Origin of the sequence: Streptomyces sp. NPDC047706 (genome assembly GCF_043204795.1) — a bacterium.
Classification (GTDB): domain Bacteria; phylum Actinomycetota; class Actinomycetes; order Streptomycetales; family Streptomycetaceae; genus Streptomyces.
Genome location: NZ_JBIDCW010000037.1, coordinates 51,116 through 69,127, shown reverse-complemented (window position 1 = coordinate 69,127; position 18,012 = coordinate 51,116). Strand labels below are relative to the sequence as shown.

Here is an 18,012-nt window from a genome sequence, read left to right as displayed (position 1 = left end):
GGCGACGCCCCGCGCGGTGCCGGCGTCGGGCTCGGTCTCGCGGTCGCACGCGGCTTCGCCGAGGCGATGGGCGGCACCCTGAACGCCGAGGACACACCCGGCGGCGGCCTGACGATGGTGCTGAGCCTGCGGAGGGCACCCGGCCGGGGCGCGGCTGTACTCCCGGGGCCTGCCGATGCCGTCAACACGCCGTCAACACCCGCCTGAACGCCTTCAGCCTCGCGTATGGGCGGTCCGCAGCTCGCTCTTCGGGCATTGCCGGCGTACCGCTCGCCGAGGTCGCCGAACGCCTCGGTACCCCCGTCCACGTCCTCGTTGCTCGGCCGCCCACCGGTGGCGGCCGTCGCGGACGGCTGCGCCCGGCTGCTGGTTCGGCGGGAGTCGCGGGAGGACTTCCGCAGCAAAGACGCAGGGCTGTGGCGGCCTGCTCGACGACGACTTCCGGGCGGGTGACGGCTCATCCTCGCCCGGAGGTGCTGGTGGCCGGTCCGGATGCGGGCGGACACGGGGAGTGACGATGCCCGGACATGCGTCGGGGCCGGTTCGCGGTGTACGTCCCGCGGTCCGGCCCCTTGTTGTCCTCGGGCGGTGTGTGCCGCCCGTACCGGTCTCAGGCGGCGGTCATGACCCGGCTGCCGGCCGGCAGCCGGTGCGGGGCGATGATCTGGCCGTCGGGCAGGAGCTCACCGGTGTCCTCGAAGAGCACGACACCGTTGCACAGCAGGCTCCAGCCCTGCTCCGGGTGGTGCGCCACGAGACGGGCTGATTCCCGGTCGGCGGAGTCGGCGGTGGGGCACGGTGGCTGGTGCTGGCACATGGAAGGGATCTTTCGCTTCGTCGTGTCGTCCGTGAATGCTGTCGTATCTGTCCCGCGGCGTGAAGCTTCGTTCATGGCCGCCCCCCCCGTTGTCATCAGTCGGTCGAACCCAGTGTTGCCCCACGGGCGTCATTCCGCAGGGATTTCGCCGCACCGCTTCTTCACAGGTTGATGACGCATCACCCGCGCGGACGGTTCATCCCAACTGCACTGTCTCTTCGGGTGGTTCGGGGTGGCCGGATGGGGCTAGTCCGGAGGGGTCGGAAAGCGTTTTCGGCTCGTACGAGCGAATGAGCACTCGTACGAGCGGGGAGCTGCGCGGTGGTGGTGAAAGCAGAGCGACGACAGGGCAACGGTGGAAATTCGGGAAATGCGGGAGGCGCCCGAAACAGCGGCGTACCCCGCCGCCGGGAGTCCGGTGGCGGGGTACGGGAGACGGAGTTCGCTGCGCGATGTCCGGCCGTCGGTCAGGCCGGGGAGCCGAGCAGTGGCGTGGGCGGGGCCGGCGGCACCCGGAGGGTCAGCACCGGGAGCAGTTCGGCGACCCGGTGCGGCCGGTTGGCCGCGATGCCGGGCGGTGCGGGAGCGAGCGGGACGAGCAGATCGGCCGCCGCGGGGTGGCCCGCGGTGCCGTCCGAGGCGCAGTCCCCGTGCAGCCAGAGCGTGAGCATGTACAGGCCGGGCACGGACAGCAGACGCGCCTGGTACGACTGGGTGAGATTCTCGGCCTGGCGCAGCGCCCGCTCGGTGGAGACGATGTACGGCCCCTCGAAGAAGTGCGAGAACGCCCAGCCGTCAGGCGTCAGCATGGTCTCCGCCGCCGCAACCGCATGGTCGCCGGAGCGGATCAGGAAGCGCCATCCGGCCAGTCGGGTGACCGGCTCGCCCTTGTCGGTGATCCGGTCCAGCACATGGACCGGCAACGGCAGCTCGGGGGTGACGGGGCCCTGGGCGGCGCGCAGGGCGGGAGTTCGGGCCTCGCGGACCGCGGTGGGGGAACCGAGGGCCGTGAGGACGGAGCGAAGTGCGGGCGCGGGTGCCGGGGGGACAAGCAGCGGCATGGTGGGTCGCCTCTCATTCGACAGGCAGGGTGGCGCGACGTAGGCGGGGCGGACGGCGCTGTCAGCTCACGGGGGCAGGCAGGCAGGCGGGGCCGGGGTCTGTGAACGACGATGTGGGTGTGAGGCCTGCCGGGCGTGATCGACGACGGCAGTTTCCTCCGACCATGGGCGCCAGCCTGCTGCCCTGTCGACCGAGTTTATACGACATTTGTTCAGGCGGTGTTTCGTCTAACCGTTCCGGGGCACTCGCACAAGAGTTCATTCGGTCGGCGTTCCGTGGAAAACATCCCGATTCCGAAGGGGGGACACCTCGATGACCTCGGGAAATGCTCACACCGCGGTCGGCCAATTCTCGTCGGCGTTTTTCACGAGGTCGTCGACGGCGGAAAATGCACACGGCGTCATGCCCGGTGAATGTGCCGCCGATCTTCTTGGCTCAAGGGGCCAGAGTAGCGGCTGTGAGCGTTCACCGGGGGCGTTATGGATCGCCCGGGCTGGGCATCATCCACCCTGACCCGGACACCGGCGGCCGGATCTTTCGGGCCCGCCCACCGAGGAGGGACGCGTCGATGGGGGAGAAGGTCGTGGCGGGCGCGTTCGACCTGTCCGATCGCCAGCGCTACCGCACCAAGCTCCAGCAGTGCCTGCAGGGCCTGGAGCGGCTGCTGGAGGAGAAGCGGTTCGATCGGCCGAAGAACCTGATGGGGCTGGAGATCGAACTGAACCTCGCGGGCGACGACGGCATGCCCAGAATGCTCAACGGGCAGGTCCTCGAAAGGATCGCGAGCCGCGATTTCCAAACAGAACTCGCCATGTTCAACCTGGAAGTCAACATCGCCCCGCATCGGCTGGGCGGCCGGGTATTCGACCGGCTCGCCGAAGAACTCCGTACGTCACTGGCATATGCCCACCGGAAAGCCGGTGAGGTGGACGCCGGAATCGTGATGATCGGTATTCTGCCGACCCTCGAACGAGACGACCTGGTCTCCTCGAACCTCTCCGACGTGGACCGCTACGTCCTGCTCAACGACCAGATCGTGGCTGCCCGGGGCGAGGACTTCACGCTCGACATCGACGGTGTGGAGCATCTGACGTGCACGTCGAAGTCGATCGCGCCGGAGGCCGCCTGCACGTCGGTGCAGTTGCACCTCCAGGTCACGCCGGGGCGGTTCGCCGACGTGTGGAACGCCGCACAGGCCGCGACCGCCGCGCAGATAGCGATGGGCGCGAACTCGCCGTTCCTGTTCGGCCGCGAGCTGTGGCGCGAGTCCCGCCCCCCGCTGTTCCAGCAGTCCACCGACACCCGCCCGCCCGAACTCCAGGCGCAGGGCGTCCGGCCGCGCACCTGGTTCGGGGAGCGCTGGATCACTTCGGCGTTCGACCTCTTCGAGGAGAACCTGCGCTACTACCCCGCCCTGCTGCCGATCTGCGACGACGAGGACCCGCTGGCCGTGCTCGACGCGGGCGGAGTGCCGAAACTGGCCGAGCTGGTGCTGCACAACGGCACGGTGTACCGCTGGAACCGGCCCGTGTACGGCATCGCCGACGGCGTCCCCCATCTACGGGTCGAGAACCGGGTACTGCCGGCCGGTCCGACCATCACCGACGTCCTCGCCAACGCGGCCTTCTACTACGGCCTCATCCGTGCCCTCGCCGAGGACGCCCGGCCGGTGTGGACCCGGCTGCCCTTCGAGGCCGCCGAGGCCAACTTCGACGCGGCGTGCCGGTACGGCATCGAGGCGCGCTTCACCTGGCCACGGCGGGGCCGGTACGGCGGCACGACCGAGGTCGACGCGGTGACTCTCGTACGCGACGAACTGCTGCCGCTCGCCGAAGCCGGCCTGGACGCGTGGGGCGTCGAACCGGCCGACCGGGACCTGTATCTCGGTGTGATCGACGAGCGGTGCCGGCGACGGGTGAACGGCGCGTCCTGGCAGGTCGCGACCTTCCACCGGGCCCTGGAGGGCGGGCTCTCCCGGGATGCCGCGCTGGCTGCGACGACGCGGCTCTACGCCGAGTTGATGCGTCAGGGTGAGCCGGTGCACACGTGGCCGGTGGGTTTGCCGGAGGCGGCGGTCCGGGCGGGGTGAGGCCGGGCCGGGTGGGCGTCACCCGGCGGAACAAGTGTCGGGAGCCGGGGCACAGGTGCGTCTGCGAGGCTGTCCGGTGGGATCTTCGTGCCTGGAGCGAAGACGTGCGCTGGACTACGCGGCTGGAGGCGGGCGTGCAGGGTGAGGCGGGAACCGTGGAGGGTGCCGAGGCGGGCGGGGTCCCGTCGCGGCGGGTGCTGCGGGACGAGACCCTGCTCGTCCTCGCTCTCTCGCTGGGAGCCAGCGCCGTGTCCGCGGTCATCAGCTTCGTCGGGTCCGTCACCAGGCCCGGTGGGCTGAAGGACCAGGCCGCCACGCTCAACGCCTCCGCCGCGCCGGGCCGGCCCTGGCTCGATCTGGCCTGGCAGCTGTTCGGGATCACCACCGCGCTGGTCCCCGTCGCCCTGGTCGCGCACTTCCTGATGCGCGAGGGGCAGAGTCTCAAGGTCCTCGGGTTCGACCGCACCCGGCCCTGGCCGGACCTCGGGCGCGGGGCCGCGATCGCCGCGGTGATCGGCAGCACCGGTATCGCCTTCTACCTCGCCGCACGGGGCCTCGGCTTCAACCTCACGGTCGTCCCCGAGGCCCTGCCCGAGGTGTGGTGGAAGTTCCCTGTGCTGATCCTGTCGGCCCTGCAGAACTCGATCGTCGAAGAGGTCATCGTCGTCGGCTATCTGCTGCGCCGGCTCGACCAGCTTGGCTGGTCGCCCGGCGCCGCACTGGCGGCCAGCTCCGTGCTGCGCGGCTCCTACCACCTCTACCAGGGCATCGGCGGCTTCATCGGCAACCTGGTGATGGGCGTCGTCTTCGTCCATCTGTACCGGCGTTGGGGCCGCGTCGGCCCTCTGGTGGTCGCGCACACGCTGCTCGACATCGGGGCGTTCGTGGGCTATGCCCTGCTCGCGGGAAAGGTGGACTGGCTGCCCACCGCCTGAGCTGAGAGGGCGTTCTCGACGCTCAGGTCGGCTACGCGCGGCAGCACCTGCCGTCCAGACGGGCCCGCGACACCGAGACGGTCCACGAGGTAGCCCTACCAGGCGAGCAGTTCGCCGTCGATCACCGTCACCGCCCGGCCGCTCAGCAGTGTGCGCTCGCCGCGCAGTTCCGTGCGGACACGGCCGGAGCGGGGCGAGGCCTGCAGGCCGGTCAGTTCGGCGCGGCCGAGCCGCTCGGACCAGAACGGCGCCAGTGCGGTGTGGGCACTGCCGGTGACCGGGTCCTCGTCGATGCCCACGTTGGGGAAGAAGCAACGGGAGACGTAGTCGTAGCCGAGGGCCGGATCCGCGGCGCGGGCGGTGGCGATCACACCACGCGACGAGCGGGCCCCGATGGCCCTGAGGTCGGGACGCAGGGCGTGGACGGTCTTCTCGTCGGCGAGCTCGACCAGCAGGTCCCCGACGTTCGGGCCCGTGTCGCACGCCGTCCGCGGCTGCGCGCCCAGCGCCTCGGCCAGGCCTTCGGGGACCTCGGTCACCGTGAGCGGGGCGGTGGGGAAGTCCATCGTGATCGAACCGTCCTCGCGGGGCGTCGCCACGAGCACGCCGCTGCGCGTGGCGAACCGTACCGGGCCCGCATGGGTGCCCGTGGTGTGCAGGACGTGGGCCGTGGCGAGGGTGGCGTGACCGCACATCGCCACCTCGGCCACCGGCGTGAACCAGCGCAGCGCCCAGTCGGCCTCACCGCCCCCGGGCAGGGGGTGGGCGAAGGCCGTCTCGGCGTGGTTGACCTCGAGGGCCACGCTCTGCAGCCAGTCGTCCTCGGGGAAGGCGTCGAGGAGCATGACCCCGGCCGGGTTGCCGGCGAGGGGGCGGTCGGTGAAGGCGTCGACGATTCGGATCCGCATGACTGCCGACGCTAGGACCCGTGCGGCCCCGCGGACCAAGGCCAATTCGCGATCTCTGGACCGGTTTCGGGGTGCGGCTGGATGCGGTTGTCCGGCGGTGCGGGTCCTGTAGCCGGCAAGTCGGTCAGGGGGACGGACCGCACGTCCCCTGCCTGCCGCTGTGCGTGCCGGGCCGGGACGCGTTCGTTCCCGACCGGACCGGACGGCGAGCCGGCCTCCGGGCAGCGATGCGAGGCGCCATCCTGTCGGGCCGTGACCTGCCCGGCATCGAAGGACCGATCGGACGAGCAGGTCGGATGGGCGCCGAAACACGGCGAGCGCCCGACCCGGGAAGTGACGCTCACCGCGCGACCATCACCCACCCCAGCCGGGCTCAGAGGCTTGCTGGACGAGCTGTTCCGATATATCGTTGAAGCATCGCGACAGATCAACGGTAGATCTGCGCTAGATCATCAAGCAGATGGAGTGATGACGATGCACAACCACGGATACGAGCGTGGACACGGGCACGACGGCCCCCGGCACGGCCGGGGCGACTTCGACGCTCTGCGTGCCGCCTTCGGCCCTTTCGGTCCGGGCGGGCACGGGTTCGGGCACGGTGGCCCGGGCGGGTTCGGTGGCTTCGGTCCCGGTCCCTGGGGTGGACGAGGGCGCGGCGGGCCGAGGGGGAGGGCGCGGCGCGGTGACGTACGCGCCTCGATCCTTGCCCTGCTGAAGGATCGGCCGATGCACGGTTACGAGATGATCCAGGAGATCGCCGGGCGCAGCGGCGGGGCGTGGAAGCCCAGCCCGGGCTCGGTGTATCCCACCCTTCAGCTGCTGGAGGACGAAGGTCTGATCGTCAGCGAGTCCGAGGGCGGCAAGAAGCTCTTCTCGCTCACGGAGGCCGGCCGTACGGCGGCCGAGGAGGGGCCGGAGGCCCCCTGGGAAGAGGCCTCGCGCGGCGTCGACTGGGAGGCCCTCGGCGAGATCCGGCAGGCCGGCTTCGGTCTGATGGAGGCCTTCGGGCAGGTCTGGAAGACCGGCGACAAACAGCAGCGTGAGAAGGCACTCGCCGTCATCAACGAGGCGCGCAAGAAGCTGTACCTGATCCTCGCCGACGAGCACTGACACCTGCCGCACGGCGCCCAAGGCGCCCCGTGGAGCGATCCCCGGGGCGCTGCGTCGCATCTTCGGGGCGCGGTGTGCGGCGCCGGTTCAGGCCACCAGCCCCGCCAGTCTCCGCAGCGACTCGTGCAGCGCGGCCGTCGCCGAGTCCTTGAGGCTGCCCGCCATCAGGGAGACCGCCGCGCCGGTGAACCCACCGTCGATCCGGACCGTCGTGGCGTCGCCGTCGGGGACCAGGGTGTAGCGCGTGGCGACCGTCACGGACATCGGGCCCTTGCCGCGAATCGCCAGTACCCGGGCCGGTGCCAGCTCCTCAACGGTCCACTCGACCTCGGCCGGGAAGCCCATCAGTCTCATGCTCTCCAGGAAGGTCGCGCCGGTCTCAAGTGCCGTGGGGCCGCCCTTGGGGAAGCTGGTGTGGGTGGCGTTCCAGTCCCCGTAGGCGGACCAGTCCGTGAGCCGCGCCCACACCTTCTCGGCGGGTGCCTCGATGCGTGCCTCCGTGCTGACTTCGGCCATGCGACCACCTCTTCGTGTCGGGCTTCGGTGCCGCGGAACGTAGCCGCAGGGTCTGCGACATTCAATACTGACGATGCGTCAGGAAATGTGGGCGTGGGCGACGGGGCGCCCGGAGTGCGGCGCGGCGCGCTCGGCGGTACTCGGCGGCACGGCGCGCCCCATGGCCGGTTTCGGTCTGATCTCATCCCTGAGGAGGAGATCGCGGCCAGGGATGTCCCCTGGCTGTGGGACGCCAGAATGGTTCTGGCCGGGGATGACCGGACCCGAGGGGGCTGATGAGGTAGGGGGTGTGCAGTACCCGATCCCCCGGCCGCAGGCCGGCGAACACCCCGGTGTGGACAACGATGCCAGGCTCAGCGACGAGCTGGCAGCGGTCCTCGCGGGTGCCCGCAGGCGGGCTGTGCGGGACGGGGACCGGCAGGTCGACACCGCCCACCTGCTGCACTCGCTCCTGGAGTACGACCCCGAGGTGCGCGCCGCCTTCGACAGCGAACCGCAGCTGGCGCGCCTGCTCGGTTACCTCGTGCAGCGCAGCATCGGCTACGGCCTGCGCTGGCAGACCACCGTCGAGGACTCCGGCGCGATCCCGGTCGTGACCGGGGCGGCGGGCCACTCGACGCCGGCCGCCACCGCGATGGCTTACGCCGGGGAGCGCGCCGCGCGCCGCGGCGACACGCAGGCCCGCGGTCTCGACCTGCTCGCCGGGATCGTCGTGGACCCGCGGTCGCGCGCCGTCGAGGTGCTGGAACGCGCCGGGGTGGAGGTACCCGAGTTGTTCGTGCGGATCGGGTACGGCTCGCAGGAGTGCGTCGGGGGCGCGGACGCCGGCTGCTGAACAGGCTTCCGTGGTCCAGCCGGTGAGACAGGAGTCATCAAGGATGACGGTCATGTCGTGGCCTGCCATCATGTCCGGGTGCATACGTCAGTCAGCAGCTCAGTCAGCCGCGGCAAGGGCGCCGGACTCGCGCTCGCGCTCGGGTCGGCGGTCGCCTTCGGCGGATCAGGAGTCGCGGCCAAGCCGCTGATCGAGGCGGGCCTCGACCCGCTGCACGTGGTGTGGCTGCGGGTGACAGGCGCCGCCCTGGTCATGCTGCCGCTCGCCGTCCGGCACCGCGCGCTGCTGCGCCGCCGCCCCGCGCTGCTCGCCGGGTTCGGACTGCTGGCCGTCGCCGGTGTGCAGGCCTGCTACTTCGCCGCGATCTCGCGCATACCCGTCGGTGTCGCGCTGCTCGTCGAGTACCTCGCGCCCGCCCTGGTGCTCGGCTGGGTGCGGTTCGTGCAGCGGCGGCCCGTGAGTCGCGCCGCGGCGCTCGGCGTGGTGCTCGCGGTCGGCGGCCTCGCCTGTGTGGTCGAGGTGTGGGCCGGTCTCGGCTTCGACGCCCTCGGCCTGCTGCTCGCCCTCGGCGCCGCCTGCTGCCAGGTCGGCTACTTCGTGCTGTCCGACCAGGGCAGCGACTCAGGCACCGACGCCCCGGACCCGCTCGGGGTGATCGCGTACGGGCTTCTGATCGGCGCCGCCGTGCTGACCGTCGTGGCCCGTCCCTGGGGCATGGACTGGTCCGTGCTCAGGGGCGCCGCGCACATGGACGGCACGGCTGTTCCGGCCGCCGCGCTGCTGGCCTGGATCGTGCTCATCGCCACCGTCGTCGCCTACGTCACCGGCGTGCTCTCCGTCCGCAGGCTCTCCCCGCAGGTCGCGGGGGTGGTGGCGTGCCTGGAGGCGGTCATCGCGACCGTGCTGGCCTGGGTGCTGCTCGGCGAGCACCTCTCGGCCCCGCAGATCGTGGGTGGCGCGGTCGTCCTGGCCGGCGCGTTCATCGCGCAGTCGTCGACGCCCGCGAAGGGCTCGCCGGAGCCGGTGGTGGCCGGTGGCGGGCCCGAGCGTGAGTTGTCCGCCCGGGGAACGGCCGCCTAGAGTGCCGATCATGCATTCGGACGCACGCGTTCTTCCGCCTCCGGCCGCCTGAGGCGGGCCCTCCGGACCTCCAGCCCCGCGCTGTCGCGCCGGGCTGCACGGTGCTGCCCGCGGAAGTCGTCCGCGGACCCCGCTGAGCGGCGGTCCTTCCCGAACTTCTGCGCTCCTGCGCAACTGCGGAGAAACGTGTGTCAACTGTTGCTTCAGGCCTGCCCGTCGGGCGAGGCCTCCTCTATCTGATCGTCGCCGGTACCGCCTGGGGGACCGCGGGCGCGGCCGCCTCACTGGTCTACCGCGCCAGTGACATGGGCTCCGTCGCCCTGTCCTTCTGGCGCTGCGCGGCCGGCCTGCTCCTGCTGCTCGCCGCCCGTCAGCTGCGCCCGCGCGCCGTCGCCGCCCCCGAGGCACCGGCCCGCAAGGCCCTGCGGATCGGCGCCACCGGCCTCGGGCTCGCGGTGTTCCAGACGGCCTACTTCGCCGCCGTCTCCGCGACCGGCCTCGCCGTCGCCACCGTGGTCACCCTCGGCGCGGGTCCCGTGCTCATCGCGCTCGGCGCCCGTCTGACGATGGGGGAGCGGCTCGGCCGGGCCGGCGTGGCGGCCGTCGCCGGCGCGCTCATGGGACTCGGCGTGCTGGTGCTCGGCGGCGGCGACACCGCCGTACGGCCGTGGGGTGTCGCGCTCGCGCTGCTGTCCGCCGCCGGGTACAGCGCGATGACCCTGCTCACCCGCTACTGGGGTCGCGACGGCGGCGCCGACGCCTCCGGCACCACCGTCTGGGCGTTCGCGGTCACGACCCTGTGCCTGCTGCCGTTCGCGCTGACGGAGGGCTTGGTGCCGCACACCGCGGAGCCCGCCCGGTTGCTCTGGCTCATCGTCTACATCGGGGCGATTCCCACCGCCCTCGCCTACGCCCTCTACTTCGCGGGCGCGGCCGTCGTACGGTCGGCCACCGTGTCCGTGATCATGCTGCTGGAGCCGGTCAGCGCCGCGGTCCTGGCCGTCACGCTCCTCGGCGAGCGGCTCACCACCGCCACCCTGGCCGGCACGCTGCTGATGCTGGGCTCGGTCGCGGGGCTGGCGGTGGCCGAGGCGCGCGGGGCGCGCGGGGTCAGCGCGCGTTGAGGTAGCCGGGTACCTCGGTGCCGGGCGCCAGGTCGGCGTCCGGCACGGGCGTGCCGTACCCCTTGCGCAGCGGGACCACGCCCGCCCAGTGGGGGAGCGCCAGGTCCTCGGGCTCGTCGCTGACACCGCCGGTGCGGAGCTTGGCGGAGACCTCGTCGAGGTCGAGGCGGATGACGGCGGTGGCGGCGAGCTCCCTCTTGTTGGCCGGCCGGGAGTCACGGGACCGGCCGGCCACGACGTGGTCGACCAGCGCGTCCAGGGCCATCCGCTTCTCGTCGGGGTCCGTCACGTCGTGGGCGAGGCCGTGCACCACCACGGAGCGGTAGTTCATCGAGTGGTGGAAGGCCGAGCGGGCCAGGATCAGGGCGTCGACGAGTGTGACCGTCATGCACACCGGCAGGCCGGGGCCGGTCCGGCCGGTCATCCGCAGCGGGCGCGAGCCGGTCGAGCCGTGCACGTAGAGCCGCTCGCCGATCCGGCCGTAGAGCGTGGGCAGGACCACCGGCGCGCCGTCGCGGACGAAGCCGAGGTGGCAGACGTAGCCCTCGTCGAGTATCGCGTGCACCAGGTCCTTGTCGTAGGACGCGCGCTCCGGTGAGCGGGTGGGGACGGTCCGGTCGGTGGGGGTGTAGGCGGCGGCCGGTGACGTCTCCCGGGTCCCCTGCATGGCGTCCTCCATTGCACTAGTGCATAATGGGCTTTGTGCTAGGAGAATATCCGATCATCGGCCGGGGCGCAGCGGAGATTTCCGCGAGCGTGGAGCGCGCGGTGGCGGCGGGCGAGCTGAAGCCGGGTCAACTGCTGCCGCCGATGCGGCAGTTGGCGTCCGGGCTCGGAGTGAACCCGAACACCGTGGCCGCCGCCTACCGGACCCTGCGGGAGCGCGGCGTCATCGAGACCGACGGGCGGCGCGGCAGCCGGGTGCGGTACAAACCGGCCACCACCGGGCGCGAGGAGATCGCGGTGGACGTTCCGGAAGGCGTCCGGGACATGGCCGCCGGGAACCCGGACCCGGCGTTGCTGCCGTCGCCGGCGGCCGCGTTCGCCGAGGCGGCGGGCCACGAGCCGGTGCTGTACGGAGAGGCGCCCGTGGAGCCCGGACTGGCACGCCTCGCACGGGCCGGGATGGACGCCGGGGGTGTACCGGCGGGGCCGATCGCGGTGACCTCGGGTTCGCTGGACGCCATCGAGCGGGTCCTGGCCGCCCACCTCAAGCCCGGTGACGCCGTCGCCGTGGAGGATCCCGGGTGGGGCGGCCTGCTCGACCTGGTGCCGGCGCTGGGGCTGCGCACCCTCCCCGTCGCCCTCGACGACGACGGGCCGCTCCCCGGCCAGGTGGACCAGGCGCTTGCGGCGGGCGCCCGGGCCCTCGTCGTCACGGGCCGCGCGCAGAACCCCACCGGTGCCGTGGTGAGCGCCGCACGCGCGCGTGCCCTGCGTTCGGTGCTGCGCAAGCATCCGGCGGCCCTGCTGATCGAGGACGACCACGGCCACGGCATCGTCGACCAGCCCCTCCACACCCTGGCCGGCGTCACCCGGCACTGGGCCTTCGTCCGGTCGGCGGCCAAGGCGTACGGCCCCGACCTGCGGCTCGCCGTGCTCGCCGGCGACGAGGTCACGCTGGACCGGGTGCGCGGGAGGCAGCGGCTCGGGCCCGGCTGGGTCAGCCGGATCACGCAGCGGGCGGTGGCGCATCTGTGGGCGCACGGCGCGGTGGACCCGGTGGCGGTCCCGGCGGCGTACGGGCGGCGCCGGGGCGCGTTGATCGACGCACTCGCGGGGCGCGGGGTGGCGGCGTACGGGCGCAGCGGCCTGAACGTCTGGATCCCGGTGCCCGACGAGACCGCGGCCGTCGCCCGTCTGCTGCACGCCGGATGGGCCGTCGCCCCCGGGGCCCGCTTCCGTATGAGCGCCCCACCCGGCATCAGGGTCACCGTCTCCACGCTCACCGAGGCCGAGGCGGAACCGCTGGCCGACGCGATCGCCGCCGCCGTGCGCCCGGCACCGGTGCGCAGCTACGTGTAGGTCTCAGGATCCGTGGCGTGGTGGACGTGTCCGGTGCCGTGGCGTCGTGAACGTCTGAGGAACGACGGCGCGATGAACGTCTGAGGAACCACGGCGCGATGAACGTCTCTGAGATCATGGCCGCATGAACGAGGACGTCATCCCGGTCCTGCGCGTGGCCGACGCCGCCGTGGCGGTCCGCTGGTACGGGCGCATGGGGTTCGCCCAGCAGTGGGAGCACCGCTTCGAGCCGGGGCTGCCGGCGTTCGTGGAGGTCGCACGGGGGCCGGTGAGCCTGTTCCTGTCGGAGCACACCGGCGACGCCCGGCCGGACACGCTGGTCTACCTGCGGCTGACCGACGTGGACGAGGTCGCCGCCGAGTTCGGTGTGCCGGTGCAGGAGGCCCCGTGGGCCCGGGAGATCGAACTGGGGGACCCCGACGGCAACCGGCTGCGGATCGGCACGCCGAAGGACTGAGCGCCGGTTCATCCCAGGAGTGGCCGGCCGCCTCCGCGTCACGTCTTGGGCCGCACCTGCGTCAACGCCGCCCCCGCCAGCACGATCACCGCCCCGACCGGCGTCGGCCACGCCAGGGACTCGCCCAGGACGGCGACGCCCGCGGCCGTGGCGACGACCGGGATGAAGTAGGTGACCATCTGGGCGGTCGTCGGCCCGACCTCGGCGACCAGGCCGTACTGGATGAGCACCGCCAGGCCCGTGCCCAGGGCGCCCAGAGCCACGACGGCGAGCGACGGCAGCACCGGGAACCGGGTGGGCGCACTCGTGAACAGCGGGGTGACAACCGCCAGTTGGAGAGTGGCGAGCAGCAACTGCGCCCCGGTCAGGGACAGATGGGGCTCGCCGGATCCGGCCAGGGTGCGCCGGACGTAGATCCAGCCGATCGGATAGCTGAGCGAGGCCAGCAGCGCCAGGGCCGTGCCCGTGGGATCGACGCCGGTGAAGCCCTGCCAGGCACCCAGCACCGTCAGCACGCCGAGGAATCCCAGGCCGAGCCCGGCGACCCGGACTCGGGTGGGCCGGTCCTCGGACAGGGCGATCAGTGACAGGGCCATGCCCCACAGCGGTGAGGTGGCGTTGCAGATGCCGGCGAGCGTGGACGGGATCGTCAGTTCGGCATAGGCGAACAGCGAGAACGGCAGCGCGTTGAGCAGGAACGCGGCGACCGTCAGGTGGGCCCAGGTGCGCGTCCCGCGCGGAAGCCGCCGGCGCTTCATGGCCATCGCCGCCGCGAGCACCGCCGTACCGAACACCAGCCGGCCGAGGGTCACCTGGAACGGGGCGTAGCCGTCGGTGCCCACCTTGATGAGCAGAAAGCTGAAGCCCCAGACCAGCGACAGGGCCGCGAAGCGGATTCTCCAGTCGATCGTGCGGCGGGCGGGGGCTCGGACGGGCGTGCGTGTGGCGTCGGTCGTGGCGGTGGTCACGGAAGCAACCATGCGGGGGCATGACCTTGTAGAACAAGCGAGATTTCGCACGCTGTATCTCGTAGCATCGCTTATATGTTGAGCCTGGACCGTCTTCGCACCCTCGACGCGCTCGCCCGGCACGGCTCGGTGAGCGGTGCGGCCGAGGGGCTGCACATCACCACCTCGGCCGTCTCCCAGCAACTGGCCAAGCTGGAGCGGGAGGTCGGCCAGCAGCTGCTCGCCAAGCACGGGCGGGGCGTCCGGCTCACCGACGCCGGCCGGCTGCTCGCCCAGCACGCGTCACGCATCCTGTCGCAGGTCGCCCTCGCCCAGTCCGACCTGGAGGCGCAGCGCGGCCAGGTCGCGGGCGAGCTGCGCCTGTCGGCGTTCCCGACCGCCGCCCGCGGACTGTTCCCCACCGCTCTCGCCGCGCTGCGCACGGCCCACCCCGCGCTGCGGCTGCGCACCTGCGAGCTGGAGCCGGAGCGCGGCATCCACGGCGTGGTGCGCGGCGACCTCGACCTCGCGGTGGTCCTTGACTGGTACAACAAGCCGATGGCACTGCCCGACGGCCTGGTCAAGGCGTCGATCCTCGACGACCCCGCCGATGTGGCCATGCCCGAGGGGCATCCCCTCGCCGGCCGGGACGAGGTGGACCTGGGGGAGTTCGCCGAGGACGAGTGGATCACCTGGGGACAGGGCGAGTTCTGCCACGAGTGGCTGATGTTCACCCTGCGCTCGCGTGGTGTCGAGCCGATCCTCGGTCACCGGGCCGCCGAGACGCACACCCAGCTGGCGCTGGTGGCTGCCGGGCTCGGCGTCTGCATCTGTCCGCTGCTCGGCCGTCACCCGATGCCCGCCGGAGTCGTCACCGTGCCGCTGAAGCAGCGCGTGCGGCGGCATGTGTACGTCGTCTGGCGGGCGGACGCCGACCGCCGTCCGTCGATCCGGGCGGCGGTGGCCGCGCTGCGGGCGGCGGGGGAGTGCGTCGGCTGAGCCGCGCTACAGGGAACCGAGCTTGCGGAAGTCCCAGGACACCGTCTTCGACGGCGTGAGCCGCATCCACGCGTGCCGTCCGTCGTGCGGCATCTCCTCGAGGCCGAAGTTCTTGCGGGCGAACAAGGTCTCCGGCAGGTCGAGTTCGGCGCACAGCTCCCCGGTGCGCGGGGCCTCGCCCACGAAGTCGACGGTCCCCGACAACTCGACGCCGCGCAGCTCGTCGTACTCCTCACCGGTGTCGACCACGATCGCCACCCGCGGATCGCGCCGCAGATCGGCCCACCGCTTGCTGCGCACCACGGAGTACAGCCACATCGACGTACCGTCCCAGGCGAACCACAGCGTGCTCACGTGCGGCGCCCCGTCGGCCGAGACCGTGGCGACCCGGCAGGTGCGCTGGCCGGTCAGGAACTCGTCGAGCTCGCCGGCCGTCATCATGATCTTGCGGCCCCGGCGCTGAGTGGCTGTCATGTCTTTCCCCTCGACTTCCCCTCGGACGAACGACAACTGACGGCATGTCAGAAAAGGATGGCCCGTCGTCCGTCCCTGTGCAATGGTGGTTCATCTCACCGGCTTCCCACACCGCCGGCCACGAGGGGGCGCCGTGCCGTCGTTCGAACAGCTCAGCGAACTGCTCGACCCCGCGACCACGGTGCTCCTCACCGTCGAGTGCCAGCAGGGCGTCGTCGGACCGGACAGCGCCCTGCCGGAGCTGGCGAAGGAGTTCCGCTCCTCGGGCGCACTCGGCAATGTGGCCCGGCTGGTGGCCGCGGCTCACCGAAGCGGCGTCCAGGTGATCCACGCCGTCGCCGAACGCCGCCCCGACGGCCGCGGCGCGAACCGCAACGCCCGCCTCTTCCGCGCCGCCGACCGGCTGCCCGTCCAGCAGCTGGCCGGTACCACGGCGGTGCGCGTCGCGGCACCGATCGAGGTCACCGAGGAGGACTTCGTCGTACGGCGGCTGCACGGCCTGTCGCCGATCCAGGGCACCGACGTCGACCCGCTGCTGCGCAACCTGGGCTGCCGCACGCTGGTCGTCACCGGTGTCTCCGCCAACGTGGCCGTGCCCAACGCGGTGTTCGACGCGGTGAACCGCGGCTACACGACAGTGGTGCCCGTGGACGCCGTCGCGGGGGTGCCCCCCGAGTACACCCCCGCGATGATCCGCAACACCCTCGCATGGGTCGCCACGGTCGCGACCACGGACGAGGTGCTCGGCTGCTGGGAACGGCCGCGTCGCCGCTGACGTCAGGCGAGGCGGATCTCGTCGCCGGACACGGTGATCTCCGAGGCGGCCAGCGGCTGGGTCGCCGGACCCTGCTGCACGCTGCCGTCGGTGGCGGAGAACCGGCTGTCGTGACAGGGGCAGATGATGACACCGTCCTTGACGTCCTTCACCGCGCAGCCCTGGTGGGTGCACTTGGAGGAGAACGCCTTGTACTCGCCCGCCGCCGGCTGCGTGACCACCAGGTCGCCGATGACCTTGCCGCCGCCCTCGGGGATCTCGGACGTCTTGGCGAGGGCGGCGCCGCCCGCAGCGGCGCCGGACCCGGGGTCCGCCGGGGAGTCGGATCCGGCGCCGGATCCGGACGATTCCTCGCCCGACCCGCACGCGGTCAGCGCGACGGCGAGCCCGGCGGCCCCGGCCGCCGCCATGACGGTGCGGCGGGCCGGACCCGACTCGGTGTGAAGCGATTGGCTGGGCATGCTGGCATTCCCTTCCACAGGCGCTGGGTGATCCCTTGATCTGTTCAGCAGTACGGCCGGCGGGCGGCCGAAGTTCAGTGGCCGGGCCCAACTTCACTCGATCGAGATCTGGCGGGAACGGCCGTCACGCGGTAGCGGCAGGCCGGGCCCTACGGCGCCCACACGACAGTAACCTGGGGCGATGCTCAAGGAAGTCATCGCGACCCGCTACATCACGCCGTTGCGTGAGGGCGGCTCGCTGCCGGGACTCGTCGAGGCGGACGATTTCGGGACGTACGTGACGAAGTTCACCGGCGCCGGGCAGGGGCGCAAGACCCTGGTCGCGGAGGTCGTCTGCGGCGGACTCGCCCGTCGGCTCGGCCTGCGTGTGCCCCGGCTGGTGACCGTCGGCCTGGACCCGCTCCTCGGGCTAGGAGAGCCGGACCAGCAGGTCCAGGACCTGCTCCGGTCCAGCGGGGGCACCAACCTCGGCATGGACTTCCTGTCCGGCGCGCTCGGCTTCGACCCCCTCGCCTTCGCGGTGGGCCCCGAGGAGGCCGGGCGGATCGTCTGGTTCGACGCGCTGGTCAACAACGTCGACCGCTCCTGGCGCAACCCCAACCTGCTGGTGTGGCACGGCGACCTGTGGCTCATCGACCACGGCGCCACCATGATCTGGCAGCACAACTGGCCCGGCGCCGAGGCCTCCGCCGCCCGTCCGTACGAGGCCCGCGACCACGCCCTGCGAACCTTCGCGCCGGACGTCACCGCGGCCGCCGCCGCGCTCGCGCCGCTGGTCACCGAGGAACTGCTGGCCGAGGTCACCGCAGAGATCCCCGGCGCCTGGCTGGCCGGCGAGCCCGGCTTCGACACACCGGACGACCTGCGCCGGGCCTACGCGCGGCCCCTGCTCGCGCGCGCCGCCGTCATCCACGAACGCATCGAGGGGATCAAGTGAGCGAGCGCCACATCACCCGGGCCGGCCAGGGCGGCGGCCGGGACGTGTTCGAGTACGCGCTGCTGCGGGTCGTACCGCGCGTCGAACGCGGCGAGTGCATCAACGCGGGGGTGCTCGTGTACTGCCGCGCCAGGTCCTACGTCGGTGCGCGTACCCACCTCGACGAGGCACGGCTGCTGGCCCTCGACCCGGACGCGGACGTGGCCGGGGTGCGCGCGGCCCTGCGTGCGGTGGAGGGCGTCTGCGGGGGCGGGACGGACGCCGGGCAGGCGGCGGGCGACGACGCCGGGCGGCGGTTCCGCTGGCTGATCGCGCCCCGCTCCACGGTCGTGCAGCCCGGACCGGTGCACACCGGGCTGACCCTCGATCCGGCGGCCGAGACCGAACGGCTGCTCGACCTGCTGGTGAGGTGATGGATCACATGCACCCGATGGGCCGTTGACACCGCGTGCCAGGGCTTC

21 protein-coding genes are annotated in these 18,012 nt (G+C 72.2%); 13 read left to right on the top strand and 8 right to left on the bottom strand.

The genetic code is table 11. The annotated features are described in order from the left end of the window. Positions 1-207 (top strand): ATP-binding protein (locus ACGF8A_RS32090; protein ID WP_393113841.1); only part of this gene is annotated, 207 nt, incomplete at its 5' end. A 403-nt stretch (positions 208-610) separates the two neighbouring features. Here ACGF8A_RS32090 and ACGF8A_RS32085 read toward each other — a convergent pair. Both ACGF8A_RS32085 and ACGF8A_RS32080 read right to left on the bottom strand, forming a co-directional pair. Further along, positions 611-817 (bottom strand): DUF5999 family protein, encoded by a 207-nt coding sequence (locus tag ACGF8A_RS32085; protein ID WP_393113839.1) that lies wholly within the window; start codon positions 815-817, stop codon positions 611-613. A gap of 467 nt (positions 818-1,284) precedes the next feature. Continuing rightward, entirely contained in the window at positions 1,285-1,878 is a 594-nt protein-coding gene (locus tag ACGF8A_RS32080) for a hypothetical protein (protein WP_393113837.1), read from the bottom strand. 569 nt (positions 1,879-2,447) lie between these two features. On the opposite strand from ACGF8A_RS32080, the gene ACGF8A_RS32075 reads away from it, so the two are divergent. Next, positions 2,448-3,968 carry a glutamate--cysteine ligase gene (locus ACGF8A_RS32075; protein WP_393113836.1) on the top strand — a complete coding sequence of 507 codons (1,521 nt, stop codon included), beginning with the start codon at positions 2,448-2,450 and terminating at the stop codon, positions 3,966-3,968. A 134-nt stretch (positions 3,969-4,102) separates the two neighbouring features. Next, entirely contained in the window at positions 4,103-4,903 is an 801-nt protein-coding gene (locus ACGF8A_RS32070; protein ID WP_393113851.1) for a CPBP family intramembrane glutamic endopeptidase, read from the top strand. Between the two features lie 95 nt (positions 4,904-4,998). On the opposite strand, the gene ACGF8A_RS32065 is transcribed toward ACGF8A_RS32070, so the two are convergent. Then, positions 4,999-5,811 carry a PhzF family phenazine biosynthesis protein gene (locus tag ACGF8A_RS32065; RefSeq protein WP_393113834.1) on the bottom strand — a complete coding sequence of 271 codons (813 nt, stop codon included), beginning with the start codon at positions 5,809-5,811 and terminating at the stop codon, positions 4,999-5,001. A gap of 474 nt (positions 5,812-6,285) precedes the next feature. Between ACGF8A_RS32065 and ACGF8A_RS32060 the strand changes: the two genes are divergently transcribed. Beyond that, positions 6,286-6,921 carry a PadR family transcriptional regulator gene (locus ACGF8A_RS32060; protein ID WP_393113849.1) on the top strand — a complete coding sequence of 212 codons (636 nt, stop codon included), beginning with the start codon at positions 6,286-6,288 and terminating at the stop codon, positions 6,919-6,921. An 87-nt stretch (positions 6,922-7,008) separates the two neighbouring features. Here ACGF8A_RS32060 and ACGF8A_RS32055 read toward each other — a convergent pair whose 3' ends face one another. Continuing rightward, the gene (locus ACGF8A_RS32055) at positions 7,009-7,437 is read right to left on the bottom strand and encodes an SRPBCC family protein (protein WP_393113832.1); all 429 of its coding nucleotides are present in this window, start codon (positions 7,435-7,437) and stop codon (positions 7,009-7,011) included. A gap of 289 nt (positions 7,438-7,726) precedes the next feature. On the opposite strand from ACGF8A_RS32055, the gene ACGF8A_RS32050 reads away from it, so the two are divergent. From ACGF8A_RS32050 to ACGF8A_RS32040, 3 genes are all read left to right on the top strand, one after another. Continuing rightward, positions 7,727-8,272 (top strand): Clp protease N-terminal domain-containing protein, encoded by a 546-nt coding sequence (locus tag ACGF8A_RS32050; RefSeq protein ID WP_393113830.1) that lies wholly within the window; start codon positions 7,727-7,729, stop codon positions 8,270-8,272. Between the two features lie 78 nt (positions 8,273-8,350). Continuing rightward, the gene (locus ACGF8A_RS32045) at positions 8,351-9,352 is read left to right on the top strand and encodes a DMT family transporter (protein WP_393113828.1); all 1,002 of its coding nucleotides are present in this window, start codon (positions 8,351-8,353) and stop codon (positions 9,350-9,352) included. Positions 9,353-9,540: 188 nt separating this feature from the next. After that, on the top strand, positions 9,541-10,476 hold the full coding sequence (locus ACGF8A_RS32040) for a DMT family transporter (RefSeq protein ID WP_393113826.1): 936 nt from the start codon (positions 9,541-9,543) through the stop codon (positions 10,474-10,476). On the opposite strand, the gene ACGF8A_RS32035 is transcribed toward ACGF8A_RS32040, so the two are convergent. Then, entirely contained in the window at positions 10,463-11,143 is a 681-nt protein-coding gene (locus ACGF8A_RS32035) for a pyridoxamine 5'-phosphate oxidase family protein (protein ID WP_393113824.1), read from the bottom strand. The two genes, ACGF8A_RS32040 and ACGF8A_RS32035, sit on opposite strands and share 14 nt — an antisense overlap. 35 nt (positions 11,144-11,178) lie before the next feature. Between ACGF8A_RS32035 and ACGF8A_RS32030 the strand changes: the two genes are divergently transcribed. Both ACGF8A_RS32030 and ACGF8A_RS32025 read left to right on the top strand, forming a co-directional pair. Further along, entirely contained in the window at positions 11,179-12,501 is a 1,323-nt protein-coding gene (locus ACGF8A_RS32030; RefSeq protein WP_393113822.1) for an aminotransferase class I/II-fold pyridoxal phosphate-dependent enzyme, read from the top strand. A 124-nt stretch (positions 12,502-12,625) separates the two neighbouring features. Next, positions 12,626-12,958 carry a glyoxalase superfamily protein gene (locus tag ACGF8A_RS32025; protein WP_393113820.1) on the top strand — a complete coding sequence of 111 codons (333 nt, stop codon included), beginning with the start codon at positions 12,626-12,628 and terminating at the stop codon, positions 12,956-12,958. Positions 12,959-12,996: 38 nt separating this feature from the next. On the opposite strand, the gene ACGF8A_RS32020 is transcribed toward ACGF8A_RS32025, so the two are convergent. Then, a complete protein-coding gene (locus tag ACGF8A_RS32020; RefSeq protein ID WP_393113818.1) occupies positions 12,997-13,938 on the bottom strand; it encodes a DMT family transporter in 942 nt (313 codons plus the stop codon). Positions 13,939-14,001: 63 nt separating this feature from the next. Between ACGF8A_RS32020 and ACGF8A_RS32015 the strand changes: the two genes are divergently transcribed. Beyond that, entirely contained in the window at positions 14,002-14,904 is a 903-nt protein-coding gene (locus tag ACGF8A_RS32015; RefSeq protein WP_393113816.1) for a LysR family transcriptional regulator, read from the top strand. Positions 14,905-14,910: 6 nt separating this feature from the next. On the opposite strand, the gene ACGF8A_RS32010 is transcribed toward ACGF8A_RS32015, so the two are convergent. Then, on the bottom strand, positions 14,911-15,378 hold the full coding sequence (locus ACGF8A_RS32010) for a pyridoxamine 5'-phosphate oxidase family protein (RefSeq protein ID WP_393113814.1): 468 nt from the start codon (positions 15,376-15,378) through the stop codon (positions 14,911-14,913). A 133-nt stretch (positions 15,379-15,511) separates the two neighbouring features. Between ACGF8A_RS32010 and ACGF8A_RS32005 the strand changes: the two genes are divergently transcribed. Beyond that, complete coding sequence (locus ACGF8A_RS32005) at positions 15,512-16,153, top strand: cysteine hydrolase (protein WP_393113812.1); 642 nt, start codon at positions 15,512-15,514, stop codon at positions 16,151-16,153. A 2-nt stretch (positions 16,154-16,155) separates the two neighbouring features. On the opposite strand, the gene ACGF8A_RS32000 is transcribed toward ACGF8A_RS32005, so the two are convergent. Continuing rightward, the gene (locus ACGF8A_RS32000; protein ID WP_393113810.1) at positions 16,156-16,614 is read right to left on the bottom strand and encodes a Rieske (2Fe-2S) protein; all 459 of its coding nucleotides are present in this window, start codon (positions 16,612-16,614) and stop codon (positions 16,156-16,158) included. A 181-nt stretch (positions 16,615-16,795) separates the two neighbouring features. Between ACGF8A_RS32000 and ACGF8A_RS31995 the strand changes: the two genes are divergently transcribed. Further along, the gene (locus ACGF8A_RS31995; protein WP_393113808.1) at positions 16,796-17,551 is read left to right on the top strand and encodes a HipA family kinase; all 756 of its coding nucleotides are present in this window, start codon (positions 16,796-16,798) and stop codon (positions 17,549-17,551) included. Continuing rightward, positions 17,548-17,964, top strand: a complete 417-nt coding sequence (locus ACGF8A_RS31990; protein WP_393113806.1) for a DUF3037 domain-containing protein — start codon at positions 17,548-17,550, stop codon at positions 17,962-17,964. The genes ACGF8A_RS31995 and ACGF8A_RS31990 overlap by 4 nt, the downstream gene beginning before the upstream one ends. The last annotated feature ends 48 nt before the right edge of the window (positions 17,965-18,012 follow it).